A 26,299-nucleotide genomic window follows, 5' to 3' on the forward strand; every position below is an offset into this window, starting at 1 on the left:
TAAATTTAATAAGTGAGAACATGCCTACTTAAACATTAATATTAAGGAGAGAGAATATAATGAAAAAAATAGTATCATTAATATCTGCCTTGGTAATTTCAGCAGTTAGTTTTGCTGGAGTATCTAATGCAGCAGATAGTAAAAAACCTATCGTTATTCCAACTCATAACTGGTCTAGCCAAATTGTAATGGCTCATGTTATTGGTGGAATTTTCGAAAGTATGGGAAATAATGTAAAATATGTAAATACAAACTCACAAGCAGTTTATGAAGCAATTCGTATCGGTGATGTAAGTTTATCTCATGAAGTGTGGGAATCTGCGTTTGGAAAATCATTTACTACAGCGCTAGACAAAGGTGGTTTAGTTGACTGGGGAGATCATGAAGCTCGAACGCTTGAAGATATGGGATATCCAAACTGGGTTACTGAAAAAGGATTATGTCCTGGTCTTCCAGACTGGACTGCATTAAAAAATCCAGCTTGTGCTAAAAACTTTACAACACCTGACTCAGGTGGAAAAGGACGAATGCTAGAAGGTCCGCAAAGTTGGCATGGAGATTTAATACCTCAAAGGGTTGATGCTTTAGGACTTGGAGATCTTTGGACTGTTAAATTTGCTGGAAGTGCAGATGCACTTTGGGCAGAACTTAAATCAGCTGAAAAAGAAGGAAGAGGAACTATAATATTCAACTGGACACCAAACTTCACAGATGGTGCTGGTTTTACTTTTATAGATTTCCCTCCATATTCAGCAGGTTGTAGACCAGAAGACGGTGGTGATGGAAAATGTGGTTCGCCAGATGGTTATTTGAAAAAAGCTGTAACTGCAGACTTTCCAAAAACACATCCAGCAGCAGCAGCGGCATTTAAAAAAATGTCATTCTCTACAAGTCACATTGGTGCAATGGCTGCTTTAGTTGACCTTGACAAATTGACTCATGAAGATGCAGCTAAAAAATGGTTAGCTGATAATAAGAGTGTTTGGCAAGCTTTTACTAAATAAGGGTAACAGTTAATAAATTGAAATCTCTCCCAACAATGTTGGGGGGGATTTTTTTTAAAGAATGTGCTTTCGCACAAATTCAAATTACGGACTTTTTAATTAAATGATAAAGTTTTTTTTATATATATCTATCAGTCTATTAGTTTTTAATTCTTCTTTTGCAAAAAATATAGACATACAAGAGGATATTAAAATTGGTTTTGTATGTGAATTAGAAAAGAAAATACTCAAGAACTCAGAATATAATTATAAAACTTTTTTAGCAAAAGATTTAGATAATCAAAATTTAGATAAATTTGAAATCGATGCAAAGAGACCAGAAAAACTTTTGATTAATGGGTTATCATTGTTCCTCTCACAAACTGCAAAATTTGAAGTAAAAGTTGTAAATAAAGACATAGTTTTATTCAAAGCTTTTGATGAAAGAAAAAATTACTCAGAATCAGGTATAATTAACAGAAAATCAGGTGAATTAGTTCACGAAATTACAATAGGTATAAAAAGTGATAATCTTGAAAAAAATATTTCTTTTTACTTATGTAGCTAAATTTAAAAAAATGAAAAAATATTTATTTTATATAGCTTTAAGTTTTTTAGTTGCAACATCAGTATCAGCTCGAAAGACAGGTTGCGAAGGAAACTGTAAAGATGGCTTTGGTAAATGGACTTACACTGACAAAACAACATACGAAGGGAATTGGATTGGCACACAAAAACAAGGACAAGGAGTTGAGACTTGGCCTAATGGATATATTTATAAAGGTGAGTTTAAAAATAGTGTGTGGAGTGGAAAGGGTATTTTGACCTTTCCAAACGGTGCAACTTATGATGGGGAATGGGCCAATGGGTTTATGAATGGAGAGGGAACATTTACATGGTCCGATGGAAAAGAAAAAAAAGGAATTTGGAAAAATGGCAAATTTCAAGAATAGATAAAAATGTTACAAAATATATATTTAAATAAATTAAAGAAGATATCTGAGCCAGTTAGACAGTTTGGAGGTCTTATCATCTTAATAATTATTGTAATTTTTTCCTTTGCTATCTTAAATAATATTTTTGGTGAGGGTGAAGAGCTAATTGCTAAAATGAAAAAAGAAGAAGAAAGAATTGCGGAGACAAGAAAGCAAAATGAACTGATTTCAAGTTTGCCATCAGGAATTTTAGTATTTTATGATGGAACTGATCATTATAAGTTGTCTTTAGAGCAATATGAAAAAGTCTGCAACGCAACAAAGATTATTCCTCAGCGCGCAATTATGGGTGCCAATTTTTTGAATTTTAGAGCACATCATATTTATACTATTAATGGAAATAAAATTGATGAAACGTTTGTTAAATGGAATAAGGAAAATAATAAATGCTTTGCAGGTTTTACAGTTAGTGGAAATAATGTTGGGGTAGATGAAAAAATTACTGTTAAAGGAGAGGTTTTAAATTTTTTAAGTACTGGAATTGATACAAGAGTTTATTTTATTAAAAATTTTTAAGGAGAAAAACGATAAGTATAAATAATATAAAAAGTGTTTTTTATTTTTATTTCGTATAACTTATTAAAACATTATGACCGATACAGTAATCAAATGTGAATCTGTTTACAAAATTTTTGGAACAAATGCCAAAAAGATGCTTCAAGATGCAAATGGAAATGTAGATGCTAAAACATTTCAAGAAAACGGATGTATAGTAGGTGTGAATAATGCCTCTTTTGAGGTTTCAAAAGGTGAAATGTTAGTTGTGATGGGTTTATCAGGCTCAGGTAAATCAACTTTGTTAAGATGCATTTCTAGATTAACAGATGCAACTGCTGGAAAGATTTTTATAGAAGGTCAAGACTTACTCTCATTAAATAACAAAGAACTGATTGAACTTAGAAGAAATAAAATGGGAATGGTATTTCAAAGTTTTGCTTTGCTTCCTCATAAAACAGTTGTGGAAAATATTGCTTTCCCACTTCAAATCAAAGGCATTAAAACTAAAGATAGCATCAATAAAGCAATGGAAATGGTAAAGCTTGTTGGTCTTGATGGTAGAGAAAATTATTTTCCAAGAGAACTTTCTGGTGGACAACAGCAAAGAGTAGGTATTGCTCGATCATTGGCTGTTGAACCTGATATTTGGTTTTTAGATGAACCATTTTCTGCATTAGATCCATTAATTAGAAAAGAGATGCAAGATGAATTTTTGAGACTTCAAGAAAAATTACAAAAAACAATTATGTTTATCACACATGATTTTGATGAAGCTTTAAAACTTGCTGACCGTATTGCAATAATGAAAGATGGTATAATTGAACAACTAGATACCCCAGCTAACATTGTGTTAAATCCGGCCACAGAATACGTAAAAAAATTCACTGAAGAAGTTCCTAGAGAGAAGGTTTTAAAAATAGAAGATGTAATGGAAAAACCAAATAATGAAAATTTAAGTGATTTAAAAGTTTTAAGAAATGAAATAATTGAAAATGTAGCTGAAAAAATATTAACTCAAGAAAAGTCTGTATCTGTAATTGATGAAAACAATCAAATTGTTGGCACTGTTCATCCATCAAAAATAATACACACAGTTTTTGGTGGGAAAAAAAAAAATGATTAGAATATGGAATTATTAAAAAAATATCCAAAAATATTTCAATGGTTATTTTTGTTAATTGCTTTTTTTACCTTATATTTTGCAATTGATGTTCCAGAAACTTATAAATTTATTAGAGGCCAAGCAGAATTCATTAAAGATCCAAATCAAAGCACTTACACACTCTTTGGCGCAGAAGTAAGGTATTATGCATTTGATGTTTTTTGGAGATTACCTCCTTTACTTGGATGGCTACCTATTTGGATAAATGATTTATTATTTTTCTTAATGAATGATTGGATGCCAATGGAATTTTGGAATGAAGATACTCAAGAATTTAAAACTCGCCCTTTAGTTTTACAAATAACAAGAAATTTAACTTCATTTATAACATTTCTTATTGAATTAATTAGAGAGATTTTATTAGGTGGCGTTGAAACTATTGTTGCCTTTACAAGTTGGGATTGGATAAGTGAAAATTCATGGGCAGAATTGCCAGGGTTACCTTGGACAATTGTTGCAGCGGGTGCAGCAATACTTGGGTATAAATTAAGTGGCAAGGGTTTAGCTTTATTCGCTGCTATAGTCATGATTTATATTTCTATCTTTGGTCAATGGAAACCTTCGATGCAAACACTTTCTTTTATATTGGTTGCAGCACCACTATCCTTTATTTTTGGTTTGGGCTTAGGGATTGCAGCATTCAAAAGTAAACGTGTTGAAAAAGCTTTATATCCAATACTTTTAGTTATGCAGACTATGCCTCAATACGCTGTATTGGTTCCTGCAATTGTTCTTTTTGGTGTTGGTGATCATGCTGGAGTAATTATAACCATGGTTGTAGCTGTTCCACCAATGATACTACTAACTTTGTTAGGTCTCAGAGGAGTATCGCCTGAGGTTATTGAAGCTGGCCGAATGAGTGGATGTAATAATTTACAGCTTATGTTTAAAGTACTAATCCCAACTGCAAGAAGAGATATTTTGATTGGAGTGAATCAAGTTATTATGGTGTGTTTTTCTATGGCAGTAATTTCAGCTTTTATAGGCGCCAAAGGTTTAGGATTTAATTTATTGTTAGCCTTAAATCAGCTAAACATCGGATTAGCGTTAGAAGCAGGTTTATGCATTAGTTTAATTGCTATATTACTAGATAAATTATCTTTAGCTTGGGCAAATAAACAAACAGATTATTTTGGCAACCTAACTTTCTTTGAACGTTATAAAAATTTATTATTTTTTTCTGGTGCAATATTGATTGGAATTATATTTGCTTATGTTGGATCTTTTTACTTTAAAGAAGGTTTTAATTATTTATATGAAATTCCTCACAACAAAGGAATATCAACTGCAGATTTTTGGAATAAAGGGGTTGATTGGATTTGGGATACTTTTTTTCAAACTTTAAAAATTTTTAATACATGGTTAATAGTAGATGTACTGCAGCCAATGCGAGCTGCTTATTTGCGTATGCCTATTGTTGCAACATTTGTTCTAGTTATGGGAGCTGGTTATATAATTGGAGGAATACGTTCAGCTTTAACAGTAGGGGGGTTAACATTATTTATAGCTTTAAGTCCATGGTGGGACAGAGCTTTAGTTACAACTTATATGGCAACTTTTGGAGTTATCTTATCTTGTATAATTGGTTTTACTGTTGGTACTTTATGTTTTCAGAATAAACATACCACAAATTTTATGTTGGGAGTTTGTGATATTTTTCAAACATTCCCTTCATTTGTATACTTAATTCCAGTTATGATGCTTTTTGGAGTTACAGACACATCAGTATTAATTGCAGTAGTTGTTTATGCAACTATACCTGCCACAAGATATACGATTGAAGGATTAAGAAGTGTTCCATCTTCTTTACATGATGCAGCTTCAATGTCAGGTGTAACGAAGATACAAAGGTTGTTGAAAATTGAATTCCCTTTAGCACTTCCTCACATGATGCTTGGTTTAAATCAAACAATTGTATTTGCTTTATTTATGGTAATTATTGGAGCATTTATTGGAACTGAGGATTTGGGACAATATATTTTAAAAGCTATATCTGATAAAAAAGGTGCAGGTATAGGATTAACGCTAGGTCTTTGTGTTGCTTTCATAGGATTGGTATTTGACCATTTAATTCGAACCTGGGTAAATAAAAGAAAAAAACACCTTGGTATAGACTAGTTAATATTTTTTCATTATCTATTTGGAGTATCTGTAACAATCATTTGATCTTTTACCTTTTCTCTAAAGTAAATATATATTCCAGCACTTATGATTATTGAAACACCAACAAATGTTCTTGTTGTGGGAATATTATTAAACAATATATACCCTGTTAGTATTGACCAAATTATTAAAGAATATTCATAAAGCGAGACAACAGATGGAGACGCAATACTGTAAGCATTAAGTATAAAATAAAATGCAAAAGCCCCAATACACCCCATAACTATTATAAATGGCCAGGCATAAGATGGGTTTGTAAACCATTCTCTAAAAATAAATTGCAGTGCTGGATCACTAAAGTTGTTAAATTGTCCCTCACCTGTAAAAATAAAAAATAATATACTTATTAGAACAGCACCAAAATATAAATGTAACATTTGTGTATAAACATTATCTTTATCAGAAGTGATTTTTGTGATTGTCATTGATATTGAGTAGCATAACGCACAAGCAACAGGGGCTAATTTCATATAATCAAAATTTGTAAAATCTGGATTTAAAACCAAATATACCCCTATAAACCCAATAAAAATTGCTGACCATCTTCTAATACCAACTTTTTCTTTTAAAAATATTGTAGCCAAAATTGAAACAAAAAAAGGACTAGAGAAAAATAACGCATTGGCCATAGCAAGAGACATATATGTAAGAGAGATATAGAAAAAACTAAATCCAAAAAAGAAACATATAACTCTTAAGGTTGTTAAAAAAGGGTAGTGTGTTTTTAAAATAATTTCTTGTTTAGAAAACTTGAGATACCCAACTAATAAAATTAGTGCAATAAATGTTCTTCCAAAATATAATTCATATAATGCTGCATCTTGATAAATAAATTTTATCAAAGCATCTTGAATGGAGAATAGTATCATACCAAGAAGAATAAATAGAATGCCTCTTGGATTATTTTGTACAGGCGTCATGAATTAAGAATAAATTCTGACGCTCTTTCAGCAATCATTAATGTTGGTGCGTTTAGGTTTCCACTGGTAATTTCAGGCATAACGGAAGCATCTACTATTCTTAAGTTTTCAATTCCATGTACTTTAAGTTTTTCATCTACAACTGCCATATCATCAATTCCCATTTTGAGGGTACAAGAAGGATGGTATGCAGTCTCTGCTTTAGATCTAACATATTCTTCATATAATTCATGAGTTTGAATATCTGATCCAGGTCCAATTTCTTTACCAGCAAATGGTTTCATTGAATTTTGTCCAAGAATTTTCCTAGCCATTTCAATAGCTTCCACTGTTTGTTTGAGATCATCCTTATGTTCAAGATAATTAAATAAAATTTTTGGATAATCATAAGGGCTTGAAGTATCTAATGTAACTGAACCTCTGCTTTTTGGATGATTAGGACTAGCATGCAATTGAAACCCATGTCTATCAGGCTCAACCAAGCCATGATCAATTACAAAAGCTGGAAAAAAATGAAACTGGATATTTGGATAGTTTCTTTCAGGAGAGGATTTAGCAAAACCACCTGCTTCTAGGAAGGAAGTTGAGCAGGGTCCAGTTTTATTTAAAAACCATTGAATTCCTATTCTAAGCATATTGAATTTATTAACATATGAATACAGTGTGTCAGATGTTTTACATTCTTGCTGGATATAAGTTTCAAGATGATCTTGTAAGTTTCTTCCAACACCTCTTAGATTGTGAATAACTTCAATTCCTTTTTCTTTTAAATGTTCAACTGGTCCAATTCCAGATAGTAAGAGTAATTGAGGAGAGTTAATTGAACCTCCACTTAATATTACCTCTTTATTAACAAAAATTTTTTCAACTTTATTCTTAATCTTAACCTTAATACCAATGGCTTTCTTTCCATCAAAGATGATCTTCTCTACAAAGGAGTCTGTGAAAATTGTTAAATTTTTTCTATTTTTTGTGGGATTTAAATAATGTTTAGAGACGCTTGCTCTTTCTCCCTTGTCAATTGTCACATCATACATGCCAAAACCTTCTTGATTTTTACCGTTCATATCAAGGTTCATTTCATAACCAGCCTCAGTTGCAGAATCTATAAATGCTTTGAATAATGGATTTTTATTTTTAGATTGATTAACAGGTAGTAAGCCATTCCCACCTCGATATTCATTTTCTCCTTCTGACCAAGTTTCAATTTTTTTGAAATAAGGAAGGACTTTTTCGTAAGACCAATCTTTGAGTCCAAATGAAGCCCACCTTTCATAATCATTAGGGTTACCTCGCACATAAACCATACCATTATGAGCAGAACATCCGCCAATCATTTTTCCCCTAGGACAAAATAGTTTTCTGTTATTTAAATGGGGCTCTGGTTCAGAATAATATTTCCAATTATATTTTGGATCATGCATTGTATAAAGAATAGCAAGTGGCATTTTTACTTTCCAAATATCACTTGGTTTTCCAGCTTCGAATAAAGCTACTTGGTATTTTCCATTTTCAGTTAAACGATTTGCAAGAACACATCCTGCTGATCCACCACCGATAATAATATAATCATATTTCATATAGTTTTTCCTGCTAGATTCTTAATAAATTAGAATTAATGAGGTTGATCACCCTCAATAGCTATTCTATCCATTATTCTTTCATGACCTAAACCTCTGCCAGGATAAAAGTCTGCTATCGCATAATGAATAACACTTCTATTATCCCATATCGCAACAGTATTTTCTGTCCAATTAAATCTACAAGTTAGATCTAATCTTGCCTGATGTTCAAATATCTTTTTTAATATTTCATCACTTTCTATTTTATCTAAACCAATTATTTGTTTTGTGTAAGTCCAATTTACATACAGTATTTTCTTTCCTGTTTCTGGATGAGTTCTCACTATGGGATGTTCATTTGAATATTCATCGTAATTTCTTTTTTCATGACCTGACATACCCTTGTAATTGTCTATAAAAAATTCTGCTCCAAGGGAGCTATGAATAGCTTTTTTATCTTTTATCTTTTTTTTAATTTCTTCATCAAGAGTTTCCCATGCAAGTTCCATATTAGAAAAACAAGTGTCTCCACCCACGGGAGGTATCTTTATAGATTTTAAAATTACAGCTTTAGTTGGTTTAATATTGTAACTAACATCAGTGTGCCAATTCTCCCCCCATTGATTTTTTTCTTCTTTAGTTTTTACAATTCTTACTATTTCAGGGTGATTATTTAATCCCTTCACATAAGCATGATTTTCTAGTGGACCCCAGTTTTGAGCTAATGCAATCTGTTCATTGTGGGTGATATCCTGATTTCTAAAAAAAATTACTTTGTGTTCTAAAAGCAGGTTATTTATTTTTTTATAATTTTCTTTTGAGGAATCTTTAAGGTCTATACCTGATATTTCAGCTCCAAGAGCCCCTGATAAAAGTTTAACTTCCATTAAAAGAATATATTTCTGGAAATTTATTTTGTCAAAATATATAAGGTTCCTATGACTTTAACCGAAGCTTATATGCTATTAATAGTTTCTATTTTACTAGAAATTACTGCAACAGGATCACTAAAAGCAACCGAAGGTTTTACCAGATGGATTCCATCCCTAATATCAGTCGTTGCTATCAGTGGCTGTATGTATTTAATGTCTCATGTAATGAAGGTTTTACCAGTGGGCATCACCTATGCTACATGGTCAGGAGTTGGAATAGTAGCCTTAACTCTAATTGGAATTATTAAATATAAGCAAGTTCCAAATTTAGCAACTATTTTTGGACTAGCTTTAGTTGTTGTTGGAGTTGTAATTATTAATGTGATGAACAATCAAAATATTGATAATTAGTTTATTTTTTTAATTTAGCTGAGAATTTTAAACCTATATTATTAAAATTAATTTTATTTGTTTTAATAAATTCATTCATTATTTTAATTTTTTCATCCTCAAATTCAGCAACTTTTCTTTTATTCAAATCAACATATAGAGATAAGAATTCTATTGACGATGCTAAATACTCTTTTTCTTTATGGGTCATTTCAAATTTATACTGAAGTCTTTTTTTGTCATGATCAAAATAGGTTAAATTTATATTCACTTCTTCACCCTCATTAACTTCTTGATCATAAGTGATATGAGATTCAACAACCATGGTACTTTTTTTTGTTGTTTTTGCTGAATGTTCGCCCATATTAAATTTTGTCATCAAAGTTTCAGTACCGTAAAGATCAAAAATTAAAACATAATAGGCGACATTCATATGATTATTATAATCGGTCCAATCTTTAATAATCTTCTGTGTATTTAACAATATAGACATATTTAATTCTTATATTCTGGTTCTTCTTTATCTAAAATCAATTTTATTTGATTAAGATGCATCCCCGCTAAATCAATCGGATAATTTGCAGTTTCTTGAGCTGTTTTTTCTGCAATTTCATGACTAGCTACATTCAACTCCCTGTTAGTTGACAATGCTGTTAAATAAGTTTCTGCGAGCTTTTTCAAAATAATACAAGGCATTGAAACCCTCTGCAATAGTTTCACCTGTGATTATTATTCCATGGTTAGCTAGCAGCATATGCTGTTTGTTTCCTAAGGCACTTGCCATTTTTTCAGACTCTTCTTCAAAACCCAAGCCACCAAATTCATTAAAGATAGAAACTCTATTATAAAACATCATAGTATTTTGATCTATAGGCTTTAATGTAGGATCTTTAAGGGTTGATAAAATTGTAGCATATTTAGAATGTGTATGAAAAATACATTTAGCATGAGCTACCTTTTTATGAATTACTCCATGAATATTGATTGCAGTTGGATCTACAATTTCTGGTTTTTTTTTTAATTTTTCTATATTTTCTTTTGTAACTAAAATTAAATCACTAGCTTTTATTTGACTAAAATGTATTCCAGCTTTGTTTACAAAAAAGTCAGTAGATGAGCCTGGTAAACAGACACTAAAATGATTTGCAACGCCTTCGTGCATATTTAGTCTAGCTGTCCATCTGAAGGTTGCAGCTAAATCTTTTTGTAAATCTGTTATTTCCATTTTTATTAAATTAAACTATATTTGAATTATAAATGATGAACAATAAAGTTTTTGTATCTTGCGCAGTAACAGGTTCTGGTGACACGGCTAGTAAACATCCTGATTTACCAAAGACACCAAAACAAATAGCGACTGCAGCAATAGAAGCTGCTAAAGCAGGAGCAGCAATTGCACACATTCACGTCAGGGAAGACGATGGTAAACCAAGTAGAAGATTAGAATTATATAAAGAGGTAGTTGATCTTGTTCGATCAAGTGATACGGATGTTATTTTAAATTTAACGACAGGCATGGGCGGCGACCTTGATATTGGACAAGGAAATAATCCATTAGACTTTGGTCCAATGACAGATATGGCAAATGTAATGGAGCGTATTGCTAATGCTGAACAATTCCTACCAGAAATCTGTACATTAGATGCTGGAACTTTAAACTTCGGTGACAGCTCTACAATCACAGTAAACACGCCAAATGATTTAAGAAAAGCTGCAAAACGATTAAAAGAAATTGGTGTTAAGCCAGAAATTGAAGCATTTGATTTAGGAAATATGTGGTTTGGCGCACAACTTTACAAAGAAGGATTATTAAGCGATCCACCAATGTTTCAAATGTGTTTGGGAATACCATGGGGGGCGCCTGCAACTACTTTAGCAATGCAAGCCATGTTAGATATAATGCCTAAAGAAGGTATCTGGTCGGGGTTTGCAATTTCACGGAATGAAATGCCTTTTGTTGCTCAGACTGTTTTGTTGGGAGGTAATCCAAGAGTTGGACTTGAAGATAATTTATATTTATCTAGAGGTAAATTAGCAACTAATGCGCAATTAGTTGAAAAAGCTATTAGAATTGTGGATGATCTTGGTTCTTCTATTATGACACCAGCAGAAACAAGAGAAAAACTAAAACTTATCAAGCATAAATAAGATTCATATTGAGTAAGATAAATAAAATTGCAGTAATTGGTACTGGAGTTATTGGTACTGGCTGGATTATTAGAATGTTGGCGCACAACAAAAAAGTTTCAGCATTTGATTTAAATTTTAAACAAAAAGCAATATTAATTAAAGAAATTAAAAGATCCCTTCCATTTGTAAAAAAACTTTATAAAAAAAAATTAATTAATTTAAAAAACTTAAGTTTTAAAACATCATTATTAGAAACATTAAAAGATGTGGATTTTATTCAAGAATGTGCATCAGAAAACTATAAATTAAAAACAAAGTTAATGTCAGACATAGGAAAATATTCCAAACTTAATGCTATTATATCTTCAAGTTCATCAGGATTGTTACCTTCTGTTATTTTTTCAAAATGCAAAAATCCTAATAGAGGAATTATTGGCCATCCATTTAATCCAGTCTACATGTTACCTGCTGTTGAAATTGTACCGGGAAAAAAAACATCTAAATCAATTTTAAAAAAAGCTAATGATTTTTATAAATCTATTTCAATGAATCCTATTGCTGTAAAAAAAGAGTTACCAGGATATTTGGCTGATAGATTGCAGGAAGCTTTATGGAGAGAGGGACTCCATATCATTAATGAAGGCTATGCAACAACAGAGGATTTAGATAGAGCAATAGAGGATGGACCTGGTTTAAGGTGGTCATTAATGGGTACCTTTTTAACCTTTCATTTAGCAGGTGGAAAATCAGGAATGAAACATATGTTGGAGCAGTTCGGACCAGCTTTAAAATTACCTTGGACAAAATTAAAAGCCCCAAACTTATCAAAAAAATTAATTAAAAGATTAGTAGATGGAACTAAAAAGCAAGCAAAAGGAAAGTCAGTAGCAAAAATTTCAAATATCAGAGATGAATATTTATTAGATTTATTATTAATGAGAAAGAAATACGAAAAAAAATTAAGATAAATTAATCATTTCTTTCTGTGTGACCATCTACAGAGATTACTTGTCCTGAAACTTTGCTAGAATCGTCTGAAATTAAAAATGAGCACATTTTTCCAATATCTTCTTCTAAGATCCATTGTTTCATTGAGCTCATCGAAACAAAATCTTTTTCAATTACTTTTGTTGAAATTTTAGTAAATTTTGATTTATCTCTTATTACTCTTTTCATTCTATCGCCCTTAATAGTTCCTGGACAAACAGCATTAACCCTAATATTAAATTTTCCAAGCTCCATGGCCAATGTTTTTGTGACACCAATTATTGCCCATTTGCTTGCAGCGTAAGGAGAACGAAGTGGAAAGCCTAGTACTCCGGCTGTCGATGAAATATTAATTATTGATCCGTTCTTAGATTTTTTAATTAGAGGTATAGATTTTTTAGTAAAATAAAAATGGCTATTAACATCTACATGCAAAGTATTTTCCCAATCTTTTGATTTTAATTTATCAAGAGAACCTGTGGGTCCAGCAATACCTACGTTATTAATTAAAGCATCAATTTTCTTAGTTTTTTTTTTAACTTTTTCGAAAAAATCGGAGACTTGATATTCGTTTGAAGCATCACAAAGATAAGCAAATAATTTTTTATTTTTTAAAGGATGTTTGTTCAATTTACTTAGAGACTTACTGTCTATATCGCAAAGATAAACATAAGCACCTCTAGCAAGACAAATTTTTGTAGTTGCCCAACCAATCCCAGAAGCACCAGCTGATATAATAATCTTTTTATTTTTTAATGATTGGTTAATCATTAATTATGTTTTTGTTAAAGATTCTTGAAGTTCTTTATTGGTTATATATCCCTTAACATTTCCATTTTTATCAACAACCTCACAGTTAGCACTTGTGCATACTATTTGGGGTAAAAATTCTTCAATGAATTGATCTTCTTGGACTTTGATTAAATTTGATTTATCAATTCCATTAACCTCATTTACATTTTTCATAATAACTTTTGCTTTAATTACCCTTGCTCTATTAACGTCTTTAACAAAAGCTTTTACATAATCATCTGCAGGTTTCATTATTATATCTATAGGTGTTCCAACTTGAACTAGTTTTCCAGCATTTAGTATTCCAATATGATCACCCAATCTTAATGACTCATCCAAATCATGGGTAATAAAAATTATTGTTTTTTTTAACTCTGATTGAAGATCTATTAATTGTTTTTGCATATCACTTCTAATTAAAGGGTCTAATGCACTAAAGGCTTCATCCATTAACATAATATCAGAATTTGTTGCTAAAGCTCTTGCTAAGCCAACACGTTGTTGCATTCCACCAGATAATTGATTTGGAAACTGGTTTTCAAAACCATTAAGACCAACGTCATCAATTTTTTCCATAGCAATTTTGTCTCTATCTTCTTCTGATTTACCTTGCATCTCTAAACCATAGCCAACATTTTGCATGACAGTTTTGTGTGGAAATAAACCAAATCTTTGAAAAACCATACTAATACGATTTCTTCTCCAATCAATTAACTCCTCTGGATTACAATTCATAACATTGGTACCATCAATGTGAATTTCACCCTCTGTCGGATCAATTAGTCTATTTATATGTCTTATTAATGTAGATTTTCCTGAACCAGATAAACCCATACAAACAAAAGTTTCACCTTCTTCTATATTTAAAGAAACATTATCTAATCCTACCGTATGTCCAGTTTGTTCTAGAATGTCATCTTTTGTTCCACCATTTTTAACCATGGGCATTATAGATTGTGGTTTATTGCCAAAAATTTTATAGATATTTCTAATTTCTATTTTTGACATTATTTTTTTACTTCCTTGGTGGGAGAATTTCTTTCTTGAAGTGTTTCGCCATAAGATTGAGTAATTCTATCCAGTACAATTGCCAATAATACAATTGCTATTCCTGCTTCTGCAGCTCTACCAACATTTAATTGTTGAAGACCTAGAAGAACTTCATCACCCAAACCTCTTGTTCCAATCATTGATGCGATAACAACCATTGATAATGCCATCATTGTACATTGGTTAACTCCCTGCATAATATTAGGTAGTGCGAGTGGAATTTGCACTCCCCATAATTTCTGTTTTTTGCTAGCTCCAAATGCGTCTGCTGCTTCTGTAACCTCTGTATCAACCAACCTAATACCTAGATCAGTTAATCTAACTAATGGAGGAACAGCATAAATAAAAGTTGCAATGATTGCTGGAACAGCACCAAGACCAAATAACATTATCCCTGGAATTAAATACACAAATGCCGGAATTGTTTGCATTAAATCTAGTATAGGAAGAATTTTCTCTCTTACCCTGTTAGCTCTAGACATCCAAATTCCTATTGGAACACCAATAATGAGACATAAAAATATACTAATTAACATAATTGAAGTAGTTTCAATTGCCTTATCCCAGAAACGAGGATGTAAAAATCCAATAAAAAATGTACAAAAACCTACTGCAACAGTAGTTTTGATTTTTTTACCACTTGCATAATAAGCAAGTATTACAACACCAATAATTACTAAAGGCCATGGAGCTTGAACTAAAAAGTTTTTCAGTCCCATTAACATTGCAAGTAAAACATTATTTATTGCCTCAAAGATAAAACCATAATTTTCATTAAGTGCTTTGAACCATTTATTAATTAATGGCATTAATGGTAAATCTAACCATTTGGGCCAATCACTTAACCATGAAAAATCTTTAAATAATTCACCTACAGTTTCAGGTTTTCTTTTCGATGAATTATAACTTGAAATTAATAACCATATAAAAATTCCCAATAGACTTAAGTTAAATAAATTTTTTTTATTTTTAAACATATGATTATTTCTTTTTTTTGCGAAGAAAGAGCCCGTAGGGCTCTTTCAAATTATTTGTTACGTAAAATTAAAGCGCTGCTTTTACTTTTTTAGCAACATCAGCAGGAACCCATGAAGTCCAAGCTGACTCTGATTTTAAGTATTCTCTAGCTGTTAAATCCATGTCACCATCTGACTCATCTTCATAGTAGGCTAACATTCTATTAACAGTAGCAGTAGGAATTGAGTACTGCGATAAGAACTTAGTTTCTGCAGGATGAGCGGCAGCCCATTTAGTCAATACAGATTTAGTTAACGCCATATCTCTGTATTCACTAGCACAAGATTTAGTATATGCCTCTGGTCCTTCTGCTTTGATTTTTTCAACAACTACAGACATATCATCCCAACATTTTTTGCTCCACTTAGGTTCAGTTAATCTAACTAGATCAACTTTACCCATTAAGCCAGTAGGGGCCCAATAGTATGTAAAGATAGGTTTCTTTTTAGCAAAAGCACCTGCAATAGCAGCATCTAACGCTCCTCCAGAACCTGGATCAAAATTTGTATAAAGTTCATCTAAACCATACTCTTTTTGTTTAACCAAGTTTACAGTATAACAAGTCCAACCTGAAATACAGCTAGTCATTCTACCTTTTGAAGGGTTTTCAGGATCTTTAAATAGTGCAGCTATTTTAGGATCTTTCATATCTTCAACAGATTTTAAATTGTATTTATCGGCTGTAGTTTTGTCCACGTAGAAAGCTTGTTGTGAATCTGGCGTATTAACTCCAATATTTTTAATAGTACCAGCCTCAACATGTGGCTCATAGTTTGCTATAATATTGTCATACCAAACCTCAGTGATTACATCTAGTTGACCATCGTAGTGGGCAGCCATAATAGGTGTTGTACTTCCTTTTGTTACCGTAACATTACATCCGTATCCTTTTTCAAGAATGAAAGAAGTAATTGCTGTATGAATATTAGCACTACTCCAATCAAAATCTCCCAATCTCGCTTTACAAGCAGCATTCGCACTAGTACCTACTAATGATAATGTCGATATAAAGAAGGCCGAAAGTAGTAATCTTTTTAAAAACCTCATATTTTCTCTCCCTATAGTTAAGTTTTATTGAGGATAGTTAATAAGGTATGACTTTGAAATTCAAGTAACAATTTAATTTACAACTATAAATTGCATTGAAAAGTACGTAAAACTAAATAATCATAGGAATATGACAAGTATTTCAAAAGTAGAAAAAAATAAAAAAAATCTACTTATTAAATGGAGCGATGGAGAGGAGAGCAGTTTTAACTATTTTTGGTTGAGAGATAATTGTCCTACAGCACACGATAAAGATACCAATCATAGAATGTTTAACATTCTTGAAGTTTCAAAAAATTTAATTGCTGAAGAATCAAAAGTAAATGAAGAGGGTAAATTAGTAGTAAAATGGAGTGAGGGAAATCATATAAGTCACTATGATCCAAAATGGCTTAGAGAAAATTGTTATACGATAAAAAACAAAGAAAAATATAATTCTCCCTATCAATTATGGGATAACTCTTTAGAAAACAATTTAGAATCTGTAACCATTGATCACAATAAAATTTTAAATAGTGAACAGGGTTTACTAAAATGGCTTGAGCTTTTACATTACAAGGGAATAGCAATTGTTAAAAATACACCAGTTGGAAAAGAGTCTGCATTTCCAGTTTTAAACAGAATAAGCCATACAAGGCAGACTTTTTTTAATACACCGTTTGAAGTTATTAATGTTCCAAAACCAAATAACTCAGCATATACGGCACATGCCTTAAGAAATCATATGGACCTACCTTGGTTCGAGACACCCCCTGGTTACCAGTTTCTTCACTGTTTGGTTAATTCTGCAGAAGGAGGAAATTCTTCATGTGTAGATGGATTTGCAGTAGCAGACTATTTAAAAAAGAACGAAAAAGAAATTTTTAACACCCTTGTAAGTGTACCTCTTAAATTTAGAGATAAAGATTATACGCAAGAAACGGTTAGAAACTTCCATGCTCCTGCGATTTCACTAACTAAGGACGGAGACTATAATGATATAAGATTTAGTGTAGCTACAATGGATACGTTAGACTGCCACCCTGATATTATGGACAAGGTATACGAAGCACACCGTAGATTTGGAAATCTTTTACACGATGATAAATTTCAAATTAAGTTTAGATTAGAACCAGGTGATATTTTTTCATTTAATAACAGAAGAGCTCTTCATGGAAGAACAGCTTTTAATCCAAATTCTGGTCATCGTCATTTACAAGGATATTATATGGACAGAGATGAAATTTTAGGAAGGTTAAACTTTTTAAAAAAATAATCTTATATATTTTCAAATATTAAGTTATTTTTTTTATTATATTTTTTAAATTCTAATTTAGTTTTGATTGTATAATAATATTTTTCAATTTTTAAATTTTTGATATTCTTATTTTTTAAATAAGATTTATCTAATATTAGACAATTGATATTCTTGTTATTTGATTTCTCAGTTATTTCCTTAATACTTGTTGGTGGTGAAAAAGATAATCCTACTTTAGTATTTTTTTTAATCTTAAGTAGATTGTAAATATTTTCGTGTTTAAAGGAAATGAATACACATTTTGTAAATTTTGATGTTTCCTTCAAGAGTTTTTTTAGAAGAGGTTTTGAAAAGATTGGTTTGATTTCAATATGAAGAGAGTACTTATTTTTTGAGCATTTCAACAAGTCTTTTAAGAGTGGAATTGGCTTATTAAACTTAGTGCTAATCTCATTAATCCGAGAATAATTAAGATTTTTTATGCTTAGATTTTTTTTAAAAGTTCTTTTTAAAGTAAAATCATGGAAACAAATAAATTCACCATCTTTTGTGACGTGAATATCTGTTTCAATCCCATATCCTTTTTTAAATGATTGTTTAAATGATTTTAAAAGATTTTCTTTGTAGTTTTTATTTACAATTCCCCTATGTATTAAGTGCATATTAATTATCTATTTTAGCAAACGAGCAAATTTTATTTTCATCAAGGTCTCTAATGTAACAATAATAATCCCCAGATCTTATTCCTGGGGCTCCTTCATCTTTTCCACCTAACTTAATTCCTATATTATAAAATTTATCAACTGTTTCTTTTGATTTTACTGCGAATGATATCTGTGTACCGTTTCCATACGTCGCTTTTTTTTTGTCGACTGGATTTGTTACATAAAATTCAATTTCTTTAGGATTTTTTTTGGATGAGTATCCTACATATTTTTCACTGGTTATTACTCTTTTTAAATCTATCGTCTCAAGTAAAGTATCATAAAACGTGATTGCTTTATCAAGATCATTAGTCCCAACCATTACAAATCCAATCATGAATTATTTCCACCCAGTGACAGTTTTAATTTCTAGGTATTCTTCAAGACCCCACACTCCACCCTCTCGACCATTTCCTGATTGTCTAAATCCACCAAATGGGGTTCCTGGATCTGCAGCATTGCCATTTATATATACACAACCTGATTTAAGTCTTTTTGCAACTCTATGAGCTTTTTCTTTATCTTCAGTTTGTAAATAATTTCCCAAACCATATTCAGTATTATTAGTAATTTCTATTGCTTCTTCTTCTGTTTCAAAAGGAATGATGGATAGTACAGGGCCAAAAATTTCTTTTTTTGCTATTTCCATATCATTTGTAACATTTGTAAAAATTGTTGGCTTAATAAAATAGCCCTTATTTAAATTATTTGGTAGGTCGGGACCACCTGCTGCTAATGTAGCACCCTCTTCAATACCACTTTTAATTAGACTAATAATTTTATCATATTGTATTTTTGAAACTACAGGACCAATATGATCTCCTTTTTTTGAGGCTTCATCTACTTTTATTAGATTTGCTTCTTCTGCAGCTTCTTTAATAGCTCTTTGATAGATAGATTTTTCAACCAACATTCTTGTTGGTGCATCGCATGATTGCCCAGAATTAGTCATAACATTCCTAATCCCATCTCTAACTGCATTAGGGTAAGAGTCAGCAAACACAATATTTCCACCTTTGCCTCCCAACTCTAGACAGACTCTTTTGATTGTTTCAGCGGCATTTTTAGAAATTAATCTCCCAGCTCTCGTTGACCCAGTAAAAGAAATCATATCAATATCGGGATGACCAGATAAATGTGTCCCAACTCCAGCCCCATCACCATTAACTAAATTAAAGACACCTTTTGGAAAACCAACTTCATCAATCATTTCAGCAAACAGCATTCCTGAAATAGGAGCAATTTCTGAAGGTTTTAAAATCATTGTACACCCAGTTGCTAATGCCGGAATAACCTTTAAAGCAATTTGATTAATAGGCCAATTCCAAGGAGTAATCAGTCCACAAACACCAATTGGTTCATAGCAAATATGGTTATTTGATTTTTCATTAAAGTGTTCGTCAAATTTAAAATTTTTAAGTCTTAGAATAAAATCTTCTAAATGTGATTGACCAGAGGCAGTTTGTACCTCTGTTGCCCAATCTATAGGCGCACCCATTTCTAACGAAATAGCTTCAGCCATTTCTCTAGACCGTTTTTTATAAACTGAGAGTAATTTTTCTAGATAGTTTAATCGGTCTTCTTTGGTAGTTTCTCTCCATGTTTCAAAAGCATTTTTAGCAGATTTAATTGCATCATTGGTATCTTCTTTTGAGCCTAAAGAAATAATTGCACATGGATCTTCATTACATGGATTGATTACATTAAAGGTATTTGGTTTTTTTGGTTCAACCCATCTACCATTGATATAAAATTTTCTCTTATCTAGCATGATAGTACTTTAACATGATAATTATATTTCATATCCTTTTTCTTCTTGTTCATTATCAATTAATTCATCTGGAAACCCATCTGCTCTAAAATCTATATTGTTTAACTCTTCCATTCTCTTAACAATCATTGAAGACCAAGCTCTTGAGCCATATTTTTTTTTACCATCTTCAAATATTTTAACAATTAAAGGAGAAATTTCTAAAGGTGCATTTAACTTTTTAGCTAAATTATCAAACAGGCCAGTATCCTTAAGAACAAGATCCATTGTGAAATTAATATTATAAGAACCATTTAAGATTACTTGACTTTCAGTTTCATGAACAAATGAATTTCCAGAGGAAACAGCTATACCTTTATAAACTTTTGATAAATCTAAATTAGATTTCTTAGCAACAGTCAAAGCTTCACCAAGAGCAACTAAATGAGTAGAAGCTAAATAATTTGTAATTACTTTTAAAACAGTAGCCGAACCAAGTTCTCCAGTATGTAAAATTTTCCTACCCATCATAGTTAATGCAGGTAATATCTTTTCAAAAGCATTTCTTTCTCCACCAACGAATATTGCAATATTTCCTGTAGCTGCTCTATGACAACCTCCGCTAACTGGGCCATCAAGTGGTATTGCTCCTTTTTCCCTAACAAACTTACCTAATCTTTTTATTTCAGACTCATCAGTAGTGCTCATTTCAAGCCAAATTTTATTTTTGGTAAGTCCATTTATAACTCCATCTTCTGCTTCCATCACTTCAGCACAAATTTTTGGAGAAGGGAGGCATGTTATTATTAAATCAGCTTGTTGTGCTAATTCTTTAGGAGAATTTGCAATTTTTGCACCTTTATTTTTAAAATCTTTTGTAAGGTCTTTATTTAAATCTCTAACAGTTAATTCAAATTTATTTCTCAATAAACTAACGGCAAGTTTACCACCTACATTTCCAAGTCCTATAAAGCCAATCTTCATTATAATTCCATATTTTAATTAATTGTTTTTAACTAATATACTTAAGATTTTAGCTTGTTGAAATATACTCAACTTCAGAAAAACGATCTGTTGGAAAAATCCAATAAAATTCTAAGGTTTCTTTTCCAGTATTTTTTAAAGCATGCTCAGCATTTCCTGCAATATAAACTACATCACCTTTCTTAATCTCTTCAAGTTCACCAGATTTATTCAATACTCCTGTGCCATTAGTAACTACATATATTTCTGCAGGTGAATGATAATGGAGGGTCAAGTTACCCCCTGGAGCAATCTCTGCAAAACCAAGTGAAAGTCCGGAACTGCCCATAAAATCTGCATCAATTAAAAATTTCCACCTAACACCTGGATATTTTTCGGTTGTTGACCATTCTTGATCAGAGACAGATTTAAGGTTTTTTACAAATATCATACACAATTACAACTTATGGCTTATTTTTTAGGCTGATCTAAAAATGTTTTTAAAGAATCGTCCATTGCAACTTCCCAGGCAGTATGATGTTTTGGACCAATTGATCCAGTCACAGGTGAAGAAAAGGACTTATTTCTATAGGTCATAATATTTTCTACTTTATGATGTTCCCATTCTTTAAAAGTTTTTCTAATCAATTCAAAATCAATTTTTGGATAATCAGATAAAGTATGAAGTTCTTTTGTATACTCAGTCTGAAAATCTATCATTTGATCAGCACTTTCTAATTTTTCTTCCATCGATACCCATTTGTTTATATCTTTTTCTATTTCTGAACTACCTGGAAATTTAATCTTTCCCATTATAACGTCTCTTGCAAACCAAGCCTGACAATCAAACATATTAAATGTATGAAATTGATCTTGCATACCTAGGTATATTAATTTGTGATTATTTTGCCAAACGATACCTTTATATAAATTTGGTGGATAAAGTCTATTCCCTGTATTTAATTTTAAGTCTTCAGATAAAAAAGGGAAATGATGAAGATAACCTGTGCATAAAATTACAGCATCTGCTTCTTGCACATGACCATCTTTAAAAATTGCTTTATTGCCCTCAAGCCTATCTAGGTGATAAACTTCTTTCATTCCTTTTGGCCAATTAAATCCCATTGGATTATGTCTGTAAGCTATTGTTACACTTTTCGCTCCATACTTATGACATTGAAGAGCTACGTCTTCTGCGGAATAACTACTTCCTAAAACAACTACATTTTTATCTCTAAATTCTTCTGCATCTCTAAAATCATGAGAGTGCATTATTCTTCCAGGAAAAGCTTTCATACCAGGATATTCTGGAATGAATGGAACAGAAAAATGTCCATTAGCTACAATAACATAGTCAAAAATATCCGTTGAAGAGGTAGCTTTTTTTTTATCACGATAAGTAACTTCAAAATTATTACCATTATAAACAACATTAGTAACTGTAGTGCTAAATTTTATTTTACTTTTTGAATTCCCTTTTTTAATTCTACCCAAAATATAATCATACAAAACTTCTCTAGGTGGAAATGATGGAATTGGTTTTCCAAAATGTTCATCAAACGAATAGTCAGCAAACTCGAGACATTCTTTAGGGCCGTTTGACCAAAGGTATCTATACATGCTGTTAGGTACGGGGTCGCCGTATTGGTCAGAACCTGTTCTCCAACTGTAATTCCATAAGCCTCCCCAATCATCTTGTTTGTCAAAACAAACTATTTCAGGTATTTTTTCACCTTTTTTTTCAGCTTGTTCAAAAGATCTCAAAGCAGATAAACCACAAGGTCCAGCACCAATAATTGCTACTTTTGTCATAAAATCACCTCTCCCTAATAAATTTATAACTGTACTTTACCAACAAAATGCTAAAAATTAATATAAAAAAATACAGTATTATGAAAAAAATTATTATTATTGGTGCTGGAGCAATGGGGTCTGCATTTGCTGTACCATGCCTTGAAAACCAGAATGAAGTAACACTTGTTGGTACGCATTTAGAAGATGATTTAATAAATAATATTAAATCAAATAATAATCTTCATCCTGCCTTAAATATTGAATTACCATCAAAATTGAAGGTAGAAAAATTTGAAAAATTACAATCAATACTTGAAGGTGAGGTAGATATAATTGTTGCTGGAGTGAGTTCTGTAGGAATTGAATGGTTTGTTAATCAGATATCAAAAAATTATAAAAAAAATCTTCCAATTATTTTATTAACAAAAGGTTTAGCCATTGAGGGCAATGAATTAATAACACTTTCAGATAAAATTAAAAAACTTCTCAAGGAAAAGGGTCATGGAGAAGTAAATATTTCAGCAATCAAAGGACCTTGTTTAGCGGCAGGTCTTGCATATAAAATGAGAACAGGCACTGTTATCGCAAATCCAGATATTAAAGAAACAGAAAGATTAAAAAAAATTATATCAACAAATTATTATTCGACAGAAGTGTCAGATGATTTAACTGGCATTGAGTTATCAGGTGCAATTAAAAATATTTATTCAATGTTAATTGGAGCTTCTGAAGGATTAAGCAATTCAAAAGCACCTAAAGAAATTCAATCTAAATATTATTTAAATACATCAGCCTCATTAATCCATAGATCAATTTCTGAAATGGTTGAATTTGTTTCTTTCTATGGAGGAAGAGCAGAAACTGTTTATGGCTTAGCTGGTTTAGGTGATTTATATGTAAGTGCAATAGGGGGAAGAAATAGTTTGATGGGAAAATATTTAGGTGAAGGATATTTATATAAAGAAGCTAAAGAAAAATTTATGAAAAATATTACAGTAGAGGGTGCACAACTTGCATTAGAAATTGGACCTAAAATTTTACAAGATCTTAATTCTAAACATTTTCCATTAATGTTTAGTATGCTAAACACTATATGTGAAAATAAGAAATTAGAAATTCAATGGTAAAAAATATATTAATATTTGTTTTTATAGTGCTTGGAATGGTAGTTATTCTAAATTTTAGTGATTATAATTTAAAAAGAGCTGTCGATGCCTGCCTAGCTGGAAGTCAAAAATTATCTAAATCAAAAATTACAGATCTTGCAGAAGCTAAAAAATTTTGTGAAGAAGAAATTAAAAAAAATAAAAATTAAAAAGAGACCAGTAAATGAAGTCAAATTGGAATTATCCAACAACCATGTGGGTTGGAAAGGATAGGATTAAAGATCTAAGTATTGCTTGCAAAAATTTAAACATTAATAAACCATTGTTAGTGACTGATAGTGGTCTTGCTAAATCAAAAATTGTAATCAATGTTCTAGAGAATTTAAAAGAAGGTGGTATTTCAGCTGAATTATATTCAGATGTTGTGGGTAATCCAACTGGCACCAATGTAACTGAGGGTGCTGATTATTATAATAAAAATAATTGTGATGGAGTAATAGCTTTTGGAGGGGGTAGTGGCTTAGATGTTGGTAAAGCTATTGCATTTATGTCAGGCCAAACCTTACCTATTTGGGATTTTGAGGATGTTGGTGATAATTGGACTAAAGCGAACTCTGACAAAATTGCACCAATTATTGCTGTACCAACAACTGCTGGAACAGGATCAGAAACAGGACGAGCATCTGTAATTTTAAATGAAGAAACTGGTGTAAAAAATATAATTTTTCATCCTAAATTTTTACCTTCAATAGTTATTTTGGATCCGGTATTAACACTTAGTTTGCCTGCAAAGATTACAGCTGCAACTGGTATGGACGCGCTAGCTCACAATTTGGAAGCATATTGTGCACCAGGATATCACCCAATGGCTGATGGAATCGCTTTAGAGGGCATGAGATTAATTAATGAATGGTTATTTGAAGCATTTAACAATGGATCAAATATTGAAGCACGACAAAATATGTTAACAGCAGCAAGCATGGGATCAACAGCATTTCAAAAAGGCTTGGGGGCAATTCATTCATTAAGCCATCCGGTAAATGCTTTAAATAATATTCATCATGGTTTATCCAATGCGATATTCATGCCTTACGTATTAACTTTTAATAAAGACGTAATTGAAAAAAAAACAATAAAGATTTGTGATTATTTAGAACTTAAAGATAGATCTTTTGATGGTTTTGTTAACTGGGTTTTAGATTTAAGAAAAAAACTAGATATGCCTCACAAATTATCAGAAGTGATTGATGAAAAGAATTTTGATATTGATAGATTGTCAAAAATGGCCTTAGCAGATCCATCTACTGGAGGAAATCCAAAAAAATTAACAGAAAATGATATGAGAACAATGTATCAGCATAGTATGAGTGGAGAATTGTTTAAATGAGTAATTTGAATATTTTAATTGTTGAGGGAAATATTAGAGAAGATAGTGAGTTTTTTATTAAAGCAGCTGGAAGTTCTGCAGCAGATAATTTAAAAAATTTAATTTTAAAGATAGAACCATTAACAAATACAGAAATCATAAATCCTGGTCATGATGATGAGACAACGAATGCTCTAAAAAATATGAGTAAATATAATGGCATTGTGTTTACTGGTGGTGCAATGAGAGTAAATGATATGACAGATGTCATTAAGAAACATATCAATTTTGCATCTAATTGCTTTAATCATAAAAATAAGATTTTAGCAATTTGTTGGGGATTACAAGTCTGCTCAACAGCAGCTGGAGGTAAAGTAAATCCTGGAAAAAATGGTGCACATATTGGAATTGCATCAGATGTAATTATTAACAATGAAGGTGAAAAACACTTTATATACAAAGATAAAAAAAAAGTTTTTACCTCACCAGCATTCAATTTTGACGAAGTAAGTGAATTGCCAAAAAATACTACTCTTTTATCAAGTGACAAAGTTAATAATGTAATGGGTGTTAGCTTTAATGCGGGAAGCTCAGAAATTATTGGTTTACAATATCATCCTGATTATGAATATTTTCAGATGCTTAATCTTATGGATGGTCGTAAAGAGCGATTATTTGAAAATAAAAATTTTTTAAATGAAGAAGAGTATGAAAGCCATATCTCATTCATAAAATCTCAAGATGAACTATTAGATTTTAATGATAGAACATGTGAAGTTAGAAATTGGATTAATTATATACGTAACTAATT

Annotated in this window: 30 protein-coding genes; 14 read left to right on the forward strand and 16 right to left on the reverse strand. The window is 31.3% G+C overall.

All coding sequences use genetic code 11. From position 1 onward, the window contains the following. The first annotated feature begins 59 nt into the window (after positions 1–59). The 6 genes from ABXT58_RS01845 (at position 60) to ABXT58_RS01870 (ending at position 5,756) form a co-directional block, all read left to right on the forward strand. Complete coding sequence (locus tag ABXT58_RS01845; protein WP_415304341.1) at positions 60–1,004, forward strand: ABC transporter substrate-binding protein; 945 nt, start codon at positions 60–62, stop codon at positions 1,002–1,004. 103 nt (positions 1,005–1,107) lie between these two features. Then, a complete protein-coding gene (locus tag ABXT58_RS01850; RefSeq protein ID WP_415285946.1) occupies positions 1,108–1,551 on the forward strand; it encodes a hypothetical protein in 444 nt (147 codons plus the stop codon). 10 nt (positions 1,552–1,561) lie between these two features. Continuing rightward, positions 1,562–1,936, forward strand: a complete 375-nt coding sequence (locus ABXT58_RS01855) for a hypothetical protein (protein ID WP_415277887.1) — start codon at positions 1,562–1,564, stop codon at positions 1,934–1,936. Positions 1,937–1,942: 6 nt separating this feature from the next. After that, positions 1,943–2,494, forward strand: coding sequence for a hypothetical protein (locus ABXT58_RS01860; RefSeq protein WP_415277886.1), 552 nt, complete (start codon positions 1,943–1,945; stop codon positions 2,492–2,494). A gap of 73 nt (positions 2,495–2,567) precedes the next feature. Then, entirely contained in the window at positions 2,568–3,599 is a 1,032-nt protein-coding gene (locus ABXT58_RS01865) for a quaternary amine ABC transporter ATP-binding protein (RefSeq protein ID WP_415295512.1), read from the forward strand. A 3-nt stretch (positions 3,600–3,602) separates the two neighbouring features. Next, positions 3,603–5,756 carry an ABC transporter permease gene (locus tag ABXT58_RS01870; protein WP_415304342.1) on the forward strand — a complete coding sequence of 718 codons (2,154 nt, stop codon included), beginning with the start codon at positions 3,603–3,605 and terminating at the stop codon, positions 5,754–5,756. 14 nt (positions 5,757–5,770) lie between these two features. On the opposite strand, the gene ABXT58_RS01875 is transcribed toward ABXT58_RS01870, so the two are convergent. Genes ABXT58_RS01875 through ABXT58_RS01885 form a run of 3 tightly spaced genes read right to left on the reverse strand, consistent with a single transcriptional unit; the run spans position 5,771 to position 9,170 of the window. Then, complete coding sequence (locus ABXT58_RS01875; protein ID WP_415304343.1) at positions 5,771–6,721, reverse strand: DMT family transporter; 951 nt, start codon at positions 6,719–6,721, stop codon at positions 5,771–5,773. Continuing rightward, the gene (locus ABXT58_RS01880; RefSeq protein WP_415304344.1) at positions 6,718–8,301 is read right to left on the reverse strand and encodes a choline dehydrogenase; all 1,584 of its coding nucleotides are present in this window, start codon (positions 8,299–8,301) and stop codon (positions 6,718–6,720) included. Before ABXT58_RS01880 ends, ABXT58_RS01875 begins: the two co-directional genes overlap by 4 nt. 35 nt (positions 8,302–8,336) lie before the next feature. Continuing rightward, entirely contained in the window at positions 8,337–9,170 is an 834-nt protein-coding gene (locus tag ABXT58_RS01885) for a TauD/TfdA dioxygenase family protein (RefSeq protein WP_415304345.1), read from the reverse strand. Between the two features lie 51 nt (positions 9,171–9,221). Here ABXT58_RS01885 and ABXT58_RS01890 point away from each other — a divergent pair, with 51 nt between their 5' ends. Then, on the forward strand, positions 9,222–9,566 hold the full coding sequence (locus ABXT58_RS01890; protein ID WP_415304346.1) for a DMT family transporter: 345 nt from the start codon (positions 9,222–9,224) through the stop codon (positions 9,564–9,566). 1 nt (position 9,567) lies between these two features. On the opposite strand, the gene ABXT58_RS01895 is transcribed toward ABXT58_RS01890, so the two are convergent. From ABXT58_RS01895 to ABXT58_RS01905, 3 genes are read right to left on the reverse strand one after another with little or no spacing between them, the layout of a single operon-like run. Continuing rightward, positions 9,568–10,038: a thioesterase family protein gene (locus ABXT58_RS01895; RefSeq protein WP_415304347.1), complete on the reverse strand. Its 471-nt coding sequence runs from the start codon at positions 10,036–10,038 to the stop codon at positions 9,568–9,570. Positions 10,039–10,040: 2 nt separating this feature from the next. Continuing rightward, entirely contained in the window at positions 10,041–10,193 is a 153-nt protein-coding gene (locus ABXT58_RS01900; RefSeq protein WP_415304348.1) for a hypothetical protein, read from the reverse strand. Then, positions 10,183–10,770, reverse strand: a complete 588-nt coding sequence (locus tag ABXT58_RS01905) for a class II aldolase/adducin family protein (RefSeq protein ID WP_415304349.1) — start codon at positions 10,768–10,770, stop codon at positions 10,183–10,185. The genes ABXT58_RS01900 and ABXT58_RS01905 overlap by 11 nt, the downstream gene beginning before the upstream one ends. A 35-nt stretch (positions 10,771–10,805) precedes the next feature. Here ABXT58_RS01905 and ABXT58_RS01910 point away from each other — a divergent pair, with 35 nt between their 5' ends. Both ABXT58_RS01910 and ABXT58_RS01915 read left to right on the forward strand, forming a co-directional pair. Then, entirely contained in the window at positions 10,806–11,693 is an 888-nt protein-coding gene (locus ABXT58_RS01910) for a 3-keto-5-aminohexanoate cleavage protein (protein WP_415287134.1), read from the forward strand. A gap of 8 nt (positions 11,694–11,701) precedes the next feature. Next, entirely contained in the window at positions 11,702–12,643 is a 942-nt protein-coding gene (locus ABXT58_RS01915; RefSeq protein ID WP_415304350.1) for a 3-hydroxyacyl-CoA dehydrogenase NAD-binding domain-containing protein, read from the forward strand. A 1-nt stretch (position 12,644) separates the two neighbouring features. Here ABXT58_RS01915 and ABXT58_RS01920 read toward each other — a convergent pair whose 3' ends face one another. From ABXT58_RS01920 to ABXT58_RS01935, 4 genes are all read right to left on the reverse strand, one after another. Next, the gene (locus ABXT58_RS01920; protein ID WP_415304351.1) at positions 12,645–13,433 is read right to left on the reverse strand and encodes an SDR family oxidoreductase; all 789 of its coding nucleotides are present in this window, start codon (positions 13,431–13,433) and stop codon (positions 12,645–12,647) included. 3 nt (positions 13,434–13,436) lie between these two features. Then, entirely contained in the window at positions 13,437–14,462 is a 1,026-nt protein-coding gene (locus tag ABXT58_RS01925) for a quaternary amine ABC transporter ATP-binding protein (RefSeq protein WP_415304352.1), read from the reverse strand. After that, the gene (locus ABXT58_RS01930) at positions 14,462–15,481 is read right to left on the reverse strand and encodes an ABC transporter permease (protein ID WP_415285935.1); all 1,020 of its coding nucleotides are present in this window, start codon (positions 15,479–15,481) and stop codon (positions 14,462–14,464) included. The genes ABXT58_RS01925 and ABXT58_RS01930 overlap by 1 nt, the downstream gene beginning before the upstream one ends. A gap of 67 nt (positions 15,482–15,548) precedes the next feature. Then, positions 15,549–16,568: a glycine betaine ABC transporter substrate-binding protein gene (locus ABXT58_RS01935; protein ID WP_415304353.1), complete on the reverse strand. Its 1,020-nt coding sequence runs from the start codon at positions 16,566–16,568 to the stop codon at positions 15,549–15,551. Positions 16,569–16,698: 130 nt separating this feature from the next. On the opposite strand from ABXT58_RS01935, the gene ABXT58_RS01940 reads away from it, so the two are divergent. After that, the gene (locus ABXT58_RS01940; RefSeq protein WP_415304354.1) at positions 16,699–17,823 is read left to right on the forward strand and encodes a TauD/TfdA family dioxygenase; all 1,125 of its coding nucleotides are present in this window, start codon (positions 16,699–16,701) and stop codon (positions 17,821–17,823) included. Between the two features lie 2 nt (positions 17,824–17,825). Here the strand turns inward: ABXT58_RS01940 and ABXT58_RS01945 are convergent, their stop codons facing one another. From ABXT58_RS01945 to ABXT58_RS01970, 6 genes are read right to left on the reverse strand one after another with little or no spacing between them, the layout of a single operon-like run. Further along, positions 17,826–18,467 (reverse strand): glycerophosphodiester phosphodiesterase family protein, encoded by a 642-nt coding sequence (locus ABXT58_RS01945; protein ID WP_415304355.1) that lies wholly within the window; start codon positions 18,465–18,467, stop codon positions 17,826–17,828. A gap of 1 nt (position 18,468) precedes the next feature. After that, complete coding sequence (locus tag ABXT58_RS01950; protein ID WP_415304356.1) at positions 18,469–18,846, reverse strand: VOC family protein; 378 nt, start codon at positions 18,844–18,846, stop codon at positions 18,469–18,471. 3 nt (positions 18,847–18,849) lie between these two features. Continuing rightward, the gene (locus ABXT58_RS01955) at positions 18,850–20,280 is read right to left on the reverse strand and encodes an aldehyde dehydrogenase family protein (RefSeq protein ID WP_415304357.1); all 1,431 of its coding nucleotides are present in this window, start codon (positions 20,278–20,280) and stop codon (positions 18,850–18,852) included. 21 nt (positions 20,281–20,301) lie between these two features. Beyond that, the gene (locus ABXT58_RS01960; RefSeq protein WP_415304358.1) at positions 20,302–21,243 is read right to left on the reverse strand and encodes an NAD(P)-dependent oxidoreductase; all 942 of its coding nucleotides are present in this window, start codon (positions 21,241–21,243) and stop codon (positions 20,302–20,304) included. A gap of 49 nt (positions 21,244–21,292) precedes the next feature. Next, positions 21,293–21,673: a cupin domain-containing protein gene (locus ABXT58_RS01965; protein ID WP_415304359.1), complete on the reverse strand. Its 381-nt coding sequence runs from the start codon at positions 21,671–21,673 to the stop codon at positions 21,293–21,295. 20 nt (positions 21,674–21,693) lie between these two features. After that, complete coding sequence (locus ABXT58_RS01970) at positions 21,694–23,034, reverse strand: NAD(P)-binding domain-containing protein (RefSeq protein ID WP_415304360.1); 1,341 nt, start codon at positions 23,032–23,034, stop codon at positions 21,694–21,696. Positions 23,035–23,114: 80 nt separating this feature from the next. Between ABXT58_RS01970 and ABXT58_RS01975 the strand changes: the two genes are divergently transcribed. From ABXT58_RS01975 to ABXT58_RS01990, 4 genes are read left to right on the forward strand one after another with little or no spacing between them, the layout of a single operon-like run. Then, positions 23,115–24,143 (forward strand): glycerol-3-phosphate dehydrogenase, encoded by a 1,029-nt coding sequence (locus ABXT58_RS01975; protein ID WP_415304361.1) that lies wholly within the window; start codon positions 23,115–23,117, stop codon positions 24,141–24,143. Next, complete coding sequence (locus ABXT58_RS01980; protein WP_415304362.1) at positions 24,137–24,331, forward strand: hypothetical protein; 195 nt, start codon at positions 24,137–24,139, stop codon at positions 24,329–24,331. Before ABXT58_RS01975 ends, ABXT58_RS01980 begins: the two co-directional genes overlap by 7 nt. A gap of 14 nt (positions 24,332–24,345) precedes the next feature. Next, positions 24,346–25,509, forward strand: coding sequence for an iron-containing alcohol dehydrogenase (locus ABXT58_RS01985; protein ID WP_415304363.1), 1,164 nt, complete (start codon positions 24,346–24,348; stop codon positions 25,507–25,509). Further along, a complete protein-coding gene (locus ABXT58_RS01990; RefSeq protein ID WP_415304364.1) occupies positions 25,506–26,297 on the forward strand; it encodes a glutamine amidotransferase-related protein in 792 nt (263 codons plus the stop codon). The genes ABXT58_RS01985 and ABXT58_RS01990 overlap by 4 nt, the downstream gene beginning before the upstream one ends. Positions 26,298–26,299: the final 2 nt, after the last annotated feature.

It is taken from the genome of Candidatus Pelagibacter sp. Uisw_090 (genome assembly GCF_047717845.1).
GTDB lineage: Bacteria > Pseudomonadota > Alphaproteobacteria > Pelagibacterales > Pelagibacteraceae > Pelagibacter.

Excerpts from the sequence above, each read along its gene's own strand:
- ABXT58_RS01845 (WP_415304341.1), top strand. The coding sequence starts at position 60 with ATGAAAAAAATAGTATCATTAATATCTGCCTTGGTAATTTCAGCAGTT.
- ABXT58_RS01850 (WP_415285946.1), top strand. The coding sequence starts at position 1,108 with ATGATAAAGTTTTTTTTATATATATCTATCAGTCTATTAGTTTTTAAT.
- ABXT58_RS01855 (WP_415277887.1), top strand. The coding sequence starts at position 1,562 with ATGAAAAAATATTTATTTTATATAGCTTTAAGTTTTTTAGTTGCAACA.
- ABXT58_RS01860 (WP_415277886.1), top strand. The coding sequence starts at position 1,943 with ATGTTACAAAATATATATTTAAATAAATTAAAGAAGATATCTGAGCCA.
- ABXT58_RS01865 (WP_415295512.1), top strand. The coding sequence starts at position 2,568 with ATGACCGATACAGTAATCAAATGTGAATCTGTTTACAAAATTTTTGGA.
- ABXT58_RS01870 (WP_415304342.1), top strand. The coding sequence starts at position 3,603 with ATGGAATTATTAAAAAAATATCCAAAAATATTTCAATGGTTATTTTTG.
- ABXT58_RS01875 (WP_415304343.1), bottom strand. The coding sequence starts at position 6,721 with ATGACGCCTGTACAAAATAATCCAAGAGGCATTCTATTTATTCTTCTT.
- ABXT58_RS01880 (WP_415304344.1), bottom strand. The coding sequence starts at position 8,301 with ATGAAATATGATTATATTATTATCGGTGGTGGATCAGCAGGATGTGTT.
- ABXT58_RS01885 (WP_415304345.1), bottom strand. The coding sequence starts at position 9,170 with ATGGAAGTTAAACTTTTATCAGGGGCTCTTGGAGCTGAAATATCAGGT.
- ABXT58_RS01890 (WP_415304346.1), top strand. The coding sequence starts at position 9,222 with ATGACTTTAACCGAAGCTTATATGCTATTAATAGTTTCTATTTTACTA.
- ABXT58_RS01895 (WP_415304347.1), bottom strand. The coding sequence starts at position 10,038 with ATGTCTATATTGTTAAATACACAGAAGATTATTAAAGATTGGACCGAT.
- ABXT58_RS01905 (WP_415304349.1), bottom strand. The coding sequence starts at position 10,770 with ATGGAAATAACAGATTTACAAAAAGATTTAGCTGCAACCTTCAGATGG.
- ABXT58_RS01910 (WP_415287134.1), top strand. The coding sequence starts at position 10,806 with ATGAACAATAAAGTTTTTGTATCTTGCGCAGTAACAGGTTCTGGTGAC.
- ABXT58_RS01920 (WP_415304351.1), bottom strand. The coding sequence starts at position 13,433 with ATGATTAACCAATCATTAAAAAATAAAAAGATTATTATATCAGCTGGT.
- ABXT58_RS01925 (WP_415304352.1), bottom strand. The coding sequence starts at position 14,462 with ATGTCAAAAATAGAAATTAGAAATATCTATAAAATTTTTGGCAATAAA.
- ABXT58_RS01930 (WP_415285935.1), bottom strand. The coding sequence starts at position 15,481 with ATGTTTAAAAATAAAAAAAATTTATTTAACTTAAGTCTATTGGGAATT.
- ABXT58_RS01935 (WP_415304353.1), bottom strand. The coding sequence starts at position 16,568 with ATGAGGTTTTTAAAAAGATTACTACTTTCGGCCTTCTTTATATCGACA.
- ABXT58_RS01940 (WP_415304354.1), top strand. The coding sequence starts at position 16,699 with ATGACAAGTATTTCAAAAGTAGAAAAAAATAAAAAAAATCTACTTATT.
- ABXT58_RS01945 (WP_415304355.1), bottom strand. The coding sequence starts at position 18,467 with ATGCACTTAATACATAGGGGAATTGTAAATAAAAACTACAAAGAAAAT.
- ABXT58_RS01950 (WP_415304356.1), bottom strand. The coding sequence starts at position 18,846 with ATGATTGGATTTGTAATGGTTGGGACTAATGATCTTGATAAAGCAATC.
- ABXT58_RS01955 (WP_415304357.1), bottom strand. The coding sequence starts at position 20,280 with ATGCTAGATAAGAGAAAATTTTATATCAATGGTAGATGGGTTGAACCA.
- ABXT58_RS01960 (WP_415304358.1), bottom strand. The coding sequence starts at position 21,243 with ATGAAGATTGGCTTTATAGGACTTGGAAATGTAGGTGGTAAACTTGCC.
- ABXT58_RS01965 (WP_415304359.1), bottom strand. The coding sequence starts at position 21,673 with ATGATATTTGTAAAAAACCTTAAATCTGTCTCTGATCAAGAATGGTCA.
- ABXT58_RS01970 (WP_415304360.1), bottom strand. The coding sequence starts at position 23,034 with ATGACAAAAGTAGCAATTATTGGTGCTGGACCTTGTGGTTTATCTGCT.
- ABXT58_RS01975 (WP_415304361.1), top strand. The coding sequence starts at position 23,115 with ATGAAAAAAATTATTATTATTGGTGCTGGAGCAATGGGGTCTGCATTT.
- ABXT58_RS01980 (WP_415304362.1), top strand. The coding sequence starts at position 24,137 with ATGGTAAAAAATATATTAATATTTGTTTTTATAGTGCTTGGAATGGTA.
- ABXT58_RS01985 (WP_415304363.1), top strand. The coding sequence starts at position 24,346 with ATGAAGTCAAATTGGAATTATCCAACAACCATGTGGGTTGGAAAGGAT.
- ABXT58_RS01990 (WP_415304364.1), top strand. The coding sequence starts at position 25,506 with ATGAGTAATTTGAATATTTTAATTGTTGAGGGAAATATTAGAGAAGAT.